Source organism: Enterobacter cloacae complex sp. IR5403, from assembly GCF_049238705.1.
In the GTDB taxonomy this organism is placed as follows: Bacteria; Pseudomonadota; Gammaproteobacteria; order Enterobacterales; family Enterobacteriaceae; genus Enterobacter; species Enterobacter hormaechei_C.
Genome location: NZ_JBMKHP010000018.1, coordinates 40,693 through 51,620 on the forward strand (window position 1 = coordinate 40,693; position 10,928 = coordinate 51,620).

General features: G+C 59.0%; 13 protein-coding genes. 4 read left to right on the plus strand and 9 right to left on the minus strand.

Going from position 1 to position 10,928, the window contains the following annotated elements; all coding sequences use genetic code 11:
• Window positions 1–52 precede the first annotated feature (52 nt).
• From mdcH to mdcA, 8 genes are all read right to left on the minus strand, one after another.
• On the minus strand, window positions 53–949 hold the full coding sequence (mdcH, locus tag ACOTW6_RS19370; RefSeq protein ID WP_213789415.1) for a malonate decarboxylase subunit epsilon: 897 nt from the start codon (window positions 947–949) through the stop codon (window positions 53–55).
• The gene (locus tag ACOTW6_RS19375) at window positions 949–1,566 is read right to left on the minus strand and encodes a malonate decarboxylase holo-ACP synthase (RefSeq protein ID WP_040118173.1); all 618 of its coding nucleotides are present in this window, start codon (window positions 1,564–1,566) and stop codon (window positions 949–951) included. The genes mdcH and ACOTW6_RS19375 overlap by 1 nt, the downstream gene beginning before the upstream one ends.
• A gap of 2 nt (window positions 1,567–1,568) precedes the next feature.
• On the minus strand, window positions 1,569–2,528 hold the full coding sequence (locus ACOTW6_RS19380; protein ID WP_000222846.1) for an AEC family transporter: 960 nt from the start codon (window positions 2,526–2,528) through the stop codon (window positions 1,569–1,571).
• A gap of 123 nt (window positions 2,529–2,651) precedes the next feature.
• Window positions 2,652–3,452 (minus strand): biotin-independent malonate decarboxylase subunit gamma, encoded by an 801-nt coding sequence (mdcE, locus tag ACOTW6_RS19385; RefSeq protein ID WP_045333920.1) that lies wholly within the window; start codon window positions 3,450–3,452, stop codon window positions 2,652–2,654.
• Window positions 3,452–4,285: a biotin-independent malonate decarboxylase subunit beta gene (locus ACOTW6_RS19390; protein ID WP_213789414.1), complete on the minus strand. Its 834-nt coding sequence runs from the start codon at window positions 4,283–4,285 to the stop codon at window positions 3,452–3,454. The genes mdcE and ACOTW6_RS19390 overlap by 1 nt, the downstream gene beginning before the upstream one ends.
• Window positions 4,278–4,577 (minus strand): malonate decarboxylase acyl carrier protein, encoded by a 300-nt coding sequence (mdcC, locus tag ACOTW6_RS19395; RefSeq protein WP_000411786.1) that lies wholly within the window; start codon window positions 4,575–4,577, stop codon window positions 4,278–4,280. Before mdcC ends, ACOTW6_RS19390 begins: the two co-directional genes overlap by 8 nt.
• Before the next feature lie 9 nt (window positions 4,578–4,586).
• Window positions 4,587–5,444, minus strand: coding sequence for a triphosphoribosyl-dephospho-CoA synthase (locus ACOTW6_RS19400; protein WP_062933381.1), 858 nt, complete (start codon window positions 5,442–5,444; stop codon window positions 4,587–4,589).
• Window positions 5,444–7,099 carry a malonate decarboxylase subunit alpha gene (gene mdcA / locus ACOTW6_RS19405; protein ID WP_003861669.1) on the minus strand — a complete coding sequence of 552 codons (1,656 nt, stop codon included), beginning with the start codon at window positions 7,097–7,099 and terminating at the stop codon, window positions 5,444–5,446. The genes ACOTW6_RS19400 and mdcA overlap by 1 nt, the downstream gene beginning before the upstream one ends.
• Before the next feature lie 228 nt (window positions 7,100–7,327).
• Here mdcA and ACOTW6_RS19410 point away from each other — a divergent pair, with 228 nt between their 5' ends.
• From ACOTW6_RS19410 to ACOTW6_RS19420, 3 genes are read left to right on the plus strand one after another with little or no spacing between them, the layout of a single operon-like run.
• Complete coding sequence (locus ACOTW6_RS19410; RefSeq protein WP_047050464.1) at window positions 7,328–8,350, plus strand: hydrolase; 1,023 nt, start codon at window positions 7,328–7,330, stop codon at window positions 8,348–8,350.
• Window positions 8,347–8,565 (plus strand): YheU family protein, encoded by a 219-nt coding sequence (locus ACOTW6_RS19415; protein ID WP_014171926.1) that lies wholly within the window; start codon window positions 8,347–8,349, stop codon window positions 8,563–8,565. The genes ACOTW6_RS19410 and ACOTW6_RS19415 overlap by 4 nt, the downstream gene beginning before the upstream one ends.
• Before the next feature lie 30 nt (window positions 8,566–8,595).
• Entirely contained in the window at window positions 8,596–9,465 is an 870-nt protein-coding gene (locus ACOTW6_RS19420; RefSeq protein ID WP_003861663.1) for a phosphoribulokinase, read from the plus strand.
• Between the two features lie 86 nt (window positions 9,466–9,551).
• On the opposite strand, the gene ACOTW6_RS19425 is transcribed toward ACOTW6_RS19420, so the two are convergent.
• Window positions 9,552–9,956: an OsmC family protein gene (locus tag ACOTW6_RS19425; RefSeq protein WP_015571423.1), complete on the minus strand. Its 405-nt coding sequence runs from the start codon at window positions 9,954–9,956 to the stop codon at window positions 9,552–9,554.
• Window positions 9,957–10,266: 310 nt separating this feature from the next.
• Here ACOTW6_RS19425 and crp point away from each other — a divergent pair, with 310 nt between their 5' ends.
• Entirely contained in the window at window positions 10,267–10,899 is a 633-nt protein-coding gene (gene crp / locus ACOTW6_RS19430; protein ID WP_000242758.1) for a cAMP-activated global transcriptional regulator CRP, read from the plus strand.
• Window positions 10,900–10,928 lie beyond the last annotated feature (29 nt).

Sequence of the window (10,928 nt, forward strand, 5' to 3'; positions counted from 1 at the left end):
AAGCAATCGAACCCGTAGGCCCGGTAAGGCGCAGCCGCCACCGGGCAAAAAATTACGCACGAAGCCGTCCCGCCAGATGCACCGCCACGTCCACCCCGCTGCGCTCCAGCGAAATGGATTCCCCTTCCCACGCCGCCTGCCGCGTCAGACAGGTCAGAATCCCCCCTGGCGGCATCTCAATCGCCAGACGCGCTTCGCGCTCGTTAGCAGAAATCACCGCCTCCTGCCAGCGCACGGTTCGCGCCATATTCATCGCTAAATCATCAGCGATCCTCTCCGGCTGCCAGAGCACGCGTCCGGTACTGCCGCTCAGGTACGCACAGCGCGGACGTGAAAGCGTGACCGAATTAAATGCTGCCACCAGCTTCTGCGCCGGTTCCGCCAGCAGTTCACAGTGCGACGGTACGCTCACCGCCAGCCGCTTAGCCTTGCTCGCGCCTTTTGCCAGGGCGCGCTCCGCCACCTGCGCCATGCCGTCATCGGTTCCGGCAATCACGATCTGCGTTTCGGCGTTCAGGTTAGCAATATAGGTTCCTGTCCCCTGAAGCAGGTTTTCCACCTGGGGCAGGGTCAACCCCATAATCGCCGTCAGGCCGTAGCCGTGCGGATACGCCTGCTCCATCAGATCGCCGCGCAGCGCCACCAGCTTCAGCGCGTCCGTAAAGTCCAGCGCACCGGCGATAACCGCCGCAGGATAAGCGCCAATGGACAGCCCGCTGACGATATCCGGCGACACGCCGCGACGTTCCAGCTCGCGCGCCCACGCCACACCGGCAATCAACAGCGAAAGCTGAACCGCGCGGGTGTGGGTTAACGAGCCTTCGCTGTCCAGGGTATCGACTTCCGCCCCCAGCACAGCGCGGGCCTGCTCCAGCTCCGTTCCCGGCAGGTTTTGCAGCATACCCTCATGCTGTGTGCCCTGCCCCGGAAAGGTAAACAGTATTTTCATTACTCCTCCCTGTGCCATGGATCCGCCACCAGGCGTGGTCCACATTGCGTTTTTAGCAGCGTTTTGCCGTCGCGCAACCATTCCGCCAGCGCGAATCCGCCCTCGGGCGTGTCCACCTGCGTATCCGCCCGACACAACGCACGGCTGAGCTGAGCCTGCCAGCCAGTAAACGCCTCAGGGGAAACGGCACGCGGGGCGCGGATCAGCAGATCGAGATCGCTGTCGGCGTGGATCACCGGAATGCCGGTCGCCAGCGCGTAACCCGTACTGCCGGTTATCCCCCACGTCCACGGCCACGACTGCTGCGCAAGCTGAAGCGCCACCTGAACCGGCGGCTGGGTGATAAACGGCGAACGCAGCAGGTCGGCGGCAACGCTCAAATCTTCGGGCGACACAACGCGCAACACGTTCTCAGGCTTCACCCATCCGGCCGCCCGCTGGTCGCGGCGCAATCCGCGCACGCCAACGGGAATACGGCCTTCATTATCAACATCACGCCGCACCACTACCGGTAGCCCGGTATGCCAGGCCGCGTCCACCCAGGATTCGGTAATCCCTTCCAGGGCGTCGCGCGCGGTAAGCCAGATGAGGTCATGTGGGCGTAATGTTGTGGTCATGATTACATTCCTGAAGTCAGCGAGATAAACAGCGGCAGCGACAGGATACACAGTACGGAGCTCAACAGCAGCACGGCTTCAGCATCCGGCGACTGCACGCCAAAGCGGTTACCGAACACCACGCCAAAGAAGCCCGCGGACAGCGCAATCATCAGGATGGCGGTGATCGCCACAGAACCGTGCAGACCGAAGATTAAAACGATACCCCAGGCAATCGCTGGCTGGATCAGCAGCTTGGCGATAGTGGAAGTGATCACCATGGTGTTGATCTGAAGTTTACGCGCGGAGAGGATCACCCCGGTCAGGAACAACGCCGCAGCGGTCGCAGACAGTCCCAGCGGTTTAATCGCCGCCAGTACCAGCTCCGGCATTTTGATGCCGATAGCGGACAGGATCACACCCAGCAGCGGGCCCATCACGATCGGTTTTTTAATGGAACGCCACATTAGCACCGGCAGCATGGAAAGCGTTGAACCCGAGTTATTGCCTTCGGCGCGGGCTTTCTCACGCTCCAGAATCAGCAGGCAGAACGGGGTCATCAACACTGAACCACAGGCGATGGAGACCGCCACGGACAGTGAGGTTGAAGGGCCTTCGCCCAGCACGCTGCCCAGAATCGGCAGGCCAAGCGCCGCGTAGTTTGGCAGGGCGACGGTAAGCGTCAGCACGGCCGCATCCTGCGGGGATTTTTTAAACACTTTCGTCGCGAGGAAGTAGATGACCGCATAGGTGATCCACATCGCCAGGGTGAGCACCAGGATCAGCGGCGACTGCGCCACGATGCCGGTCCACGGGGTTTGCACGGTGGCGCTGAACAGCGCAGCCGGGAGTGCAAAATCCATCACGAAGATATTCAGCAGGGAAACATTTTTGTTATCGACCATCTTTGCCTTACCGGCCCAGAATCCCAGCAGCATGATGACGAAAATCGGTGCAAGAGCATGAACAATTACGTAAGTCATAAATCACCTGTAGTAAAAAAGTTTAAGCACTGGCGCGATGTTTATTATTTTCAGGATGCAGGTTCCCGCGTGGACGCAACGGGCGCGCCCACGGGGTGATGCATCTGGCAGGTCTCTTTTTACTTACCAGCTGGCTCGCATACGTTCACGTACGAGCGCCGAGCTGCGGCGGTTGTCAGCACCCAGACGGTTTTTCAACGTGGTGTCCTGACGAGCGTCGCTGATGGCCTGTTGCAGGGTGGTTTTCACCCGCGTCAGATCGCTTTCGGAAGGGGCATCCGGATTGCTGATATCCAGCAGGTCGGAAAGCAGCCCCAGCGTGGCGTAGTTACTGATGTCGTACGCCATTGGCGGAATGGTTGCAGCCAGTTTTTCCAGCGCCTCAACGGTACGCAGCGTAATGCGCGCCGCAGACTCTTTGCCCATGGCGTGGATCAGCACGCCTTTATCGTTGAAGGCAATCAGACGGTTAGCCTGGTAGCCGTGCGCCAGAAACGCGCCGGACATGGCCTTACCGACGATAAGACCAATCACCGGATGACCCGCCAGCCGCGCGTTAGCGTAGGCGGCAGCGGCGCCGGCCAGCGCCTGGTGGATGCCAAACGCCTCTTCGCGACGGCCATAGGCCTGGCTGGGGACGTCGATTACCGCCACGATCGGGCGCTTCACGGCTTTGTCTGCGTCGGCGGCGACGGTTTCGCTGACCACTTTTGCCAGCGTCCATCCTTCCAGCAGGCCGACTTCACCCTGCGCCGCACGCGGGAAGTGGTTGTTGGCGTCCGGTACCACGGCGATAAAACGCACCGTTTCACCGTTCAGCTCGCCGTCTGCGGCCTGCACGGACGGGCATAACCCCTCCAGACGTTTCGCGTTCGGGGCGAGGGTTTCCAGCCAGAGTTCGCCACGGCTAATTGCGTTAGTCATCATTTCACCTCCCGGGCAAAAAGCGCTTTAATCTGTTCGGCATCGGCCTGTTTGCGGGTGTCGAAATTCGTCAGACGGTTCAGGTAATCGTCGTAGTTATCGGTGCGATGTTTCGCCGGTACGCCTTTGGCGATGGCTTCGTTCATCGCGGCTTTCACCGCGTTCACCCCGTCGCCCACCAGCGCATCCACCAGCCCGCTTTCATAGCGCACTTCGCCGCCGGTCATGCTCCAGATAAACGGACGGTCGCGGGAGTCATACTCTTCAATGCCCGCTTCCTGCTCGATAACCTGCGGACCGTTGAGGCCGAGCCGCGCTTCGCAGGTCACAATCAGGTAGCTGCACAGCGCCGCGGCGATAGACATCCCGCCGAAGCAGCCCACGGTCCCGGCGACAATCCCGACGACCGGGGTATAGCGACGCAGGTCAACGATCGCGGCGTGGATATCGGCAATCGCCGCCAGGCCGAGGTTGGCTTCCTGCAAACGTACGCCGCCGGTTTCGAGGCACAGCACCGCCTGAGTCGGAATGCCGTTGCGGTTATCTTCCGCCGCCAGCTCCAGCGCCGCCGCCATTTTGGCGCCGGACACTTCGCCCATGCTGCCGCCCTGGAAGGTGCCTTCAATCGCCACCACCACCGCAGGCTGGCCGTTAATGGTCCCTTTCGCGACCACCATGCCGTCATCGGCCTGAGGAACAATCCCCTGTGGCCCAAGCCAAGGAGAAATAATGCCTTCAAACGGATCCAGCAGTTCGCGGTAGCTGCCGTCGTCGAGCAGCGCCTGCGCACGCTGGCGCGCTTTTAATTCGATAAAGCTGCTGTCATCACGCATGGTTCACCCCTTCAAAAACCTGTTCGATACGAATGCGTGCCACGCCCGGCGTCGCGCCGAAGTCGTGGATGGTCAGCTTACCTGCGGGCAGGCTGCTGACGGTTTGCAGGCGGTTGAACAATGCCTCCCAGCGCCCGCGGCTGTTGTCGACGGAGGTGGTGATATCAATGGTTAAGGTCTGGCCCGGTTCGGCGGTGAAAAGCACCTCCATATCCCCGGAACCGACTACCCCTGCCAGCGCCCTGCCGCTTACTTCGCGGCTGGCGGGCACGGTCAATGTGATTTTTTCCATAACATCCTCTTAATGCTTTGAATAGGGCGTTTCGACGCGGTCAAGAAACAGCGTGGCGGCAAGCAGGTCTGCGGCTCCGCCCGGCGAGGCGTTAAGCGACAGCATCTGACGGTCTAACCGCGCCAGCGCCTGCTGCCCGGCGAGCGTTGCGCATCCTCCGGCGTTCAGCACCGCACGGGCGCCGTTCTGCATGGCGTCCAGCCCCTCCATGCCGGCGCGCGACAGCACGCAGGTGTCGGTGAGCGAGGTCATGATCGCCATCAGCGCGTCGAGTCTGGCCTGCGTTTCGCTGCTGCCGTTGAGACGGCTGAGGCGAAGCTGCGGCAGCGCGCGCTGCATAACGTGCGGAAACGCCTGCTGAGCCTCTTCACGCGCGCCCGGTACACGGTAGCGGTGCGTGACGCGTAACCCCTTGCTGAACACTTTCGGCGCCGCGTCATCCGGCAGCTTCGCCAGCTGAGCGGCGGTGTTCGCGACGGTTTGCGCCCGGGCATCGCCGCCCAGCATCGCCACCGCGCTCACCAGCAATCCCAGCGCCCAGATCGCGCCACGGTGCGTGTTCACGCCGTCGGTAGCGGCCATCATCTGCCGTTCACCTTCGCGACCCAGGCGGCCAACGGTTTGCCGGAGGGCAATATCCGCCGGACGCTGCCAGCTCTGCTGCGCCAGCGCCTGAAACGTGGGGGTCAGGCTGTGAGCGGAGCGCTCCATCAGCGCAAGCGATAAATCGTGGTGCGCGCCGTTCCCCCGGCTGTCCACCAGACCGGGCTTCGGGCTTAAACGTGCTTCGTCAATCAGACACTGCGTGGCGGTTCGCGCCAGCCATTCGGCACCGCCTTCAACCTGGATCTGGGGCAGAAGTTTCATTACCAGCTCCGGAATTTCGCAGGTGGGTTGTAAAGACCGCCGGACCATTCCACCAGGTCCGCGACGCTACCGGCCGCCAGCAGCGAACGGGTGGCATCGGTACGACGAATGCCCATATCTTCCGGATACACAACCTTGCCGCTCTGGCGCAGTTCCGCCACGCGTTTGGCGTCAACGCCCAGACCGATATCGGTGATACCCGCCACGGCGGCGACCATGGCGCGACGCTCTTCCAGATCTTTCGCCCGGTAGAGGTAAGCAATCCCCTCTTCCGTCAGCACGTGGGTGACGTCATCGCCGTAAATCATGACCGGCGCCAGCGGCATACCGGAGGCTTTCGCGACGTCAACGGCGTCGAGTTTTTCCACGAAGGTTGGCTTCACGCCCGCCTGGAAGGTTTCCACCATCTGCACAACCAGCTTTTTACCGCGCTGCATCGGGTCAGGCTCGGTGATCATGTTCAGCCAGGCCGGTGTGGCGTGGCGACGACCGTGCGGATCGTGGCCCATGTTTGGCGCGCCGCCGAAGCCGGAAAGACGGCCGCGGGTCACGGTTGAGGAGTTAGCGTAACCGTCGACCTGTAGCGTAGAGCCGATAAACATATCGACCGCGTACTGACCAGCCAGCTGACAGAAGGCGCGGTTAGAGCGCATGGAGCCGTCGGCACCGGTAAAGAACACGTCCGGACGGGCGCGGATGTACTCTTCCATTCCCAGCTCGCCGCCGAAGCAGTGGACGCTCTCCACCCAGCCGCTTTCGATGGCCGGGATCAGCGTTGGATGCGGGTTCAGGGTCCAGTGTTTACAGATTTTGCCTTTGAGTCCGAGCTGTTCGCCGTAGGTGGGCAGCAGCAGCTCGATCGCGGCGGTGTTAAAGCCAATCCCGTGGTTCAGGGACTGCACCTGGTGTTCAGCGTAGATGCCTTTAATCGCCATCATCGCCATCAGGATATGTTCCTGTTTGATCAGGCGCGGGTCACGGGTGAAGAGCGGTTCGATAAAGAACGGCTTGTCGGCAACCACCACAAAATCAATCCACGAGCCCGGAATATCCACACGCGGCAGGTCGCACTCGTCGTCCACCAGCTCATTCACCTGCGCGATGACGATGCCGTCATGGAACGCGGCGGCTTCCACCAGCGCCGGAGTATCTTCGGTACTCGCCCCGGTATAGAGGTTGCCTTTGCGGTCCGCTTTAAAACCGGCAATCAGCGCCACGTTTGGCGATAGGTCGACGTATAAACGTGAGTAGAGTTCGATGTAGGTGTGAATCGCCCCGATTTCGAGCTGACCATCCTCCAGCAGTTGGGAGATTCGCAGGCTTTGCGTACCGGAGAAGGAGAAGTCCAGCTTGCGGGCGATGCCTTTCTCAAAGATGTCCAGATGCTCGCTGCGGCCCACGCTCGGCATGATCATATGCAGATCGTGTACGATTTGCGGGTTCACTTCCGCCAGTGAACGGGAAAGGAAATCCGCCTGCTTCTGGTTGTTGCCTTCCAGAACGACTTTGTCGCCTGGTGCGATCAGTTTTTCCAGCATGGCGACAAGATCGCCGGTTGGCAGTACCTTGCCCTGCACCGGTACGGACGCCAGACGACGCGCTTTCTCACTGCGTCGGGTGTTCCATTGCCGGGTGGGTGTTTGCCCAGATAACATTATTAACCTCCTGATTCAGCACATCATTCTGATTTGCTTAACGTTGAGTAAAGTGTGCGCTCTGGTGAGAAAGGCATCAATTAAGCGTAGGACGTAATCATTAGCCTGAGAGTAATAATCAAGGTAAAGAAATGTGATCGGGATCAGTTCATGTTTCGGAAAAACGGGCTAAACGGGGTACAATTCGGAAGGTATAGTTAATTTCTGACAAGAATCAGCATCGCCCTTATGACCCAAATCATTCCCTCAGACTTCGACATTGCAGCCGAAGAGAGCGCAGAGTTCGTGCCCATGCGCGGTGTGGCTAACCCTCACCTGCAAACCATGCTGCCGCGCCTGATCCGCCGCAAGGTACAGTTCACCCCGCACTGGCAACGCCTGGATTTGCCGGATGGCGACTTTTTGGATCTCGCCTGGAGCGAAGATCCGGATCGGGCCAGACATAAACCCCGTCTGGTGGTGTTTCACGGTCTGGAAGGCAGCCTGCACAGCCCTTACGCACACGGTCTCATTGAGGCGGCGAAAGCCCGCGGCTGGCTTGGGGTGGTGATGCATTTTCGCGGATGCAGCGGCGAGCCTAACCGTCAGAAACGCATTTATCACTCGGGTGAAACCGAGGACGGCACCTGGTTCCTGCGCTGGCTAAGAGACCATTTCGGCGAGGCGCCAACGGCAGCGGTGGGGTATTCGCTGGGCGGCAATATGCTGGCCTGCCTGCTGGCGAAGGAGAGCGACGCCGTACCGCTGGATGCGGCGGTGATTGTCTCTGCGCCCTTTATGCTGGAGCAGTGCAGCTATCATATGGAAAAGGGGTTTTCGCGGGTCTACCAGCGCTACCTGCTCAACCTGCTGAAAGCCAACGCCGCGCGCAAGCTGAAGGCTTATCCGGATACGCTGCCTGTAACGCTGCAACAGCTCAAACGCGTGAAGCGCCTGCGCGAGTTTGATGATTTGATCACCTCGAAAATTCACGGCTTTGCCGATGCGATTGACTATTACCGTCAGTGCAGCGCCATGCCTTTACTGAACCAAATCACGAAACCTACGCTGATTATCCACGCCAAAGATGATCCGTTTATGGATCATCACTCGATTCCGGCGCCCGATCATCTGCCGGCCAACGTGGAGTATCAGCTCACCCAATTCGGCGGACACGTCGGCTTTGTCGGCGGCACGCTGCGTCGGCCCAAAATGTGGCTTGAGACGCGTATTCCCGACTGGTTAACGGCTTATCTGGACGGTAAAAAATGATTATTCCCTGGCAGGATCTCTCTCCCGACACGCTCGATAATCTGATTGAAAGCTTTGTCTTGCGCGAAGGCACCGATTATGGTGAACATGAACGTTCGCTTGAACAAAAGGTCAACGATGTTAAGCGCCAGCTTAAAAGCGGCGACGTGGTGCTGGTATGGTCCGAACTGCATGAGACGGTCAATATCATGCCCCGCAACGCGTTTCACGGCTGATCTTTACACTTTTCCAGTCAGGGAGTTGCTATGTCTGCCAGACATCCGGTTATTGCCGTTACGGGTTCGAGTGGGGCGGGAACCACTACCACCAGCCTCGCCTTCCGCAAGATCTTCGCCCAGCTTAACTTACGGGCGGCAGAGGTAGAAGGCGACAGCTTTCACCGCTACACGCGCCCGGAGATGGATATGGCCATCCGCAAGGCGCGCGATCTGGGTAAACACATCAGCTACTTCGGCCCGGAGGCCAATGACTTCGGCCTGCTGGAGCAAACCTTCCGTGAATACGGGCAAAGCGGTACCGGGCAGTCCCGCAAGTATCTCCACACCTACGATGAAGCCGTGCCCTGGAACCAGGTCCCCGGCACGTTCACGCCCTGGCAGCCGCTGCCGGAACCGACTGACGTGCTGTTTTACGAAGGATTGCACGGCGGCGTGGTGACGCCTCAGCACGACGTGGCGCGCCACGTGGATTTGCTGGTGGGGGTGGTGCCGATTGTTAACCTTGAGTGGATCCAGAAGCTGACGCGTGACATGAGCGAGCGCGGCCATTCGCGAGAGGCGGTCATGGACTCGGTGGTGCGCTCCATGGAAGATTACATCAACTTCCTGACGCCGCAGTTCTCCCGAACCCACATTAACTTCCAGCGCGTCCCCACCGTGGACACCTCCAACCCGTTCGCTGCAAAAAGCATCCCGTCGCTGGACGAGAGCTTTGTGGTGATCCACTTCCGCAACCTGGAAGGCATTGATTACCCCTGGCTGCTGGCGATGCTACAGGGTTCGTTTATTTCGCACATGAATACGTTAGTGGTGCCCGGGGGAAAAATGGGGCTGGCAATGGAGCTGATCATGACACCGCTGGTGCAGCGGCTGATGGAAGGAAAGCAGATCGCGTGACGCCTGTTGCCGGATGGCGCTTCGCTTATCCGGCCTACGGGCGTGCTTTTGTAGGGCGGGTCAGCGCAGCGCCACCCGCCAAAAAATTAAGCCGCGATCACTTCATACGAATGGGTGATTTTTACCGCTTTCTCCAGCATTAACGCCACAGAGCAGTATTTCTCCGCAGACAGGTCAACCGCACGCGAGACCGCCGCATCCTTCAGTTCTTTGCCGGTGACGATAAAGTGCAGATTAATATGCGTAAACAGGCGGGGCGCCTCTTCACGACGTTCCGACGTCAGCTTCACTTCACAATCGGTCACGTCATGACGGCCTTTTTGCAGGATCGACACCACGTCGATCGCACTGCATCCGCCTGCCGCCATCAGCACCATTTCCATTGGGCTTGGCGCTTTATCGCCGGAGTTGCCATCCATCAAAACCTGGTGCCCGGAAGCAGACTCGCCCAGGAACGTTAACCCTTCAACCCATTTCACACGCGCTTGCATATTCACTCACTCCAACGTTGCATTTTTTATGACAGATTACGTGTACGTTACATTTCTCGCAACGGAAGGCGACCTGCGTCATGCTGAAGCGAGACACCAGGAGACACGCGGCGAAAGCTATGCTAAAACACTCTGGATGCTACAGTAATACATTGACGTTACACATGTATGCAGAGGACATCAAACTTTACTGGCTGCGAAACGTTACGACAGCCGACTTCCCAGGTATGGGTAAGAATTCGATTGCAACCCCAGAGTCCGGATGCATCTTATGACTCTGGTGACAGCTTATAACAGAGGATAACAGCGCATGGTGCTTGGCAAACCGCAAACAGACCCGACTCTCGAATGGTTCTTGTCTCATTGCCACATTCATAAGTACCCATCAAAGAGCACGCTGATTCACCAGGGTGAAAAAGCGGAAACGTTGTATTACATCGTTAAAGGCTCGGTGGCCGTGCTGATCAAAGATGAAGAAGGGAAAGAGATGATCCTTTCTTATCTGAACCAGGGCGATTTTATCGGTGAACTGGGCCTGTTTGAAGAAGGCCAGGAACGTAGCGCCTGGGTTCGTGCAAAAACAGCATGTGAAGTGGCTGAAATTTCTTACAAGAAATTCCGTCAGCTGATTCAGGTCAACCCTGACATCCTGATGCGTCTTTCTTCCCAGATGGCACGCCGTCTGCAAGTGACCTCTGAGAAGGTGGGTAACCTCGCCTTCCTGGACGTGACCGGTCGTATCGCGCAGACGCTGTTGAACCTGGCGAAACAGCCAGACGCCATGACCCACCCTGACGGTATGCAAATTAAAATTACCCGCCAGGAAATCGGTCAGATCGTCGGCTGTTCCCGTGAAACAGTGGGCCGTATCCTGAAGATGCTGGAAGACCAGAACCTGATCTCTGCCCACGGTAAAACTATCGTGGTCTACGGAACCCGTTAATTTCGGTCAAACGGCGTGCCGCCGCAGGG

Bases quoted from the DNA above. Each gene is read 5' to 3' on its own strand.
- mdcH (WP_213789415.1), bottom strand. From the start codon at position 949: ATGAAAATACTGTTTACCTTTCCGGGGCAGGGCACACAGCATGAGGGT.
- ACOTW6_RS19375 (WP_040118173.1), bottom strand. From the start codon at position 1,566: ATGACCACAACATTACGCCCACATGACCTCATCTGGCTTACCGCGCGC.
- ACOTW6_RS19380 (WP_000222846.1), bottom strand. From the start codon at position 2,528: ATGACTTACGTAATTGTTCATGCTCTTGCACCGATTTTCGTCATCATG.
- mdcE (WP_045333920.1), bottom strand. From the start codon at position 3,452: ATGACTAACGCAATTAGCCGTGGCGAACTCTGGCTGGAAACCCTCGCC.
- ACOTW6_RS19390 (WP_213789414.1), bottom strand. From the start codon at position 4,285: ATGCGTGATGACAGCAGCTTTATCGAATTAAAAGCGCGCCAGCGTGCG.
- mdcC (WP_000411786.1), bottom strand. From the start codon at position 4,577: ATGGAAAAAATCACATTGACCGTGCCCGCCAGCCGCGAAGTAAGCGGC.
- ACOTW6_RS19400 (WP_062933381.1), bottom strand. From the start codon at position 5,444: ATGAAACTTCTGCCCCAGATCCAGGTTGAAGGCGGTGCCGAATGGCTG.
- mdcA (WP_003861669.1), bottom strand. From the start codon at position 7,099: ATGTTATCTGGGCAAACACCCACCCGGCAATGGAACACCCGACGCAGT.
- ACOTW6_RS19410 (WP_047050464.1), top strand. From the start codon at position 7,328: ATGACCCAAATCATTCCCTCAGACTTCGACATTGCAGCCGAAGAGAGC.
- ACOTW6_RS19415 (WP_014171926.1), top strand. From the start codon at position 8,347: ATGATTATTCCCTGGCAGGATCTCTCTCCCGACACGCTCGATAATCTG.
- ACOTW6_RS19420 (WP_003861663.1), top strand. From the start codon at position 8,596: ATGTCTGCCAGACATCCGGTTATTGCCGTTACGGGTTCGAGTGGGGCG.
- ACOTW6_RS19425 (WP_015571423.1), bottom strand. From the start codon at position 9,956: ATGCAAGCGCGTGTGAAATGGGTTGAAGGGTTAACGTTCCTGGGCGAG.
- crp (WP_000242758.1), top strand. From the start codon at position 10,267: ATGGTGCTTGGCAAACCGCAAACAGACCCGACTCTCGAATGGTTCTTG.